The organism is Mesorhizobium sp. M7D.F.Ca.US.004.03.1.1 (assembly GCF_003998635.1).
Lineage (GTDB): Bacteria > Pseudomonadota > Alphaproteobacteria > Rhizobiales > Rhizobiaceae > Mesorhizobium > Mesorhizobium loti.
Genome location: NZ_RZQG01001774.1, coordinates 1 through 474, shown reverse-complemented (window position 1 = coordinate 474; position 474 = coordinate 1). Strand labels below are relative to the sequence as shown.

Annotated in this window: 1 pseudogene; it reads right to left on the bottom strand. The window is 58.9% G+C overall.

The window, feature by feature from the left end:
- Positions 1-474 (bottom strand): annotated as a pseudogene (locus EN935_RS41310) (tail fiber domain-containing protein); the annotation flags it as partial.

Genomic DNA, 474 nt, shown 5'->3' with positions numbered 1-474 from the left:
TGGCCCTGCTGAGCCATGGCGCGATCATAGGCTGCCGATCCGAGCTTGATGCCCTGATTGGATAGCCGTGTTGCCAGCGCATCCTGTTGTTGCGCCAGGATGGGATCGAGCCGTTCCTTACCGAGCTGGAGCAGGCGCGCTTCGGTGGCATCATTCGAGCCGTCGAATGGCTTGGCCATATAGTCGTTGAGGAACGACGATTGGTTATTGGCCAGCGTACCGAGGTTCAGTTGCGCCTTGTCGGTCTGATCCTTGATCGCCTGCTGTGCCGGCGAAAGGGTCGTCGTCGCGGTGCGCGTCGGGATTTGATAGGTCTTCCCCGTATAGGGATCGGTGATCGACTGCGAACCGTTGTCGGTATAGGTAATCGTGCCATCCGGGCCGACCTGATTGGCGTTGTTCAGATACGAATTCGCGATAGCCGTCGAGATGTTCGTCCCGGTCGACGCCGCAGAGGTATCTTTGGGATTGGGC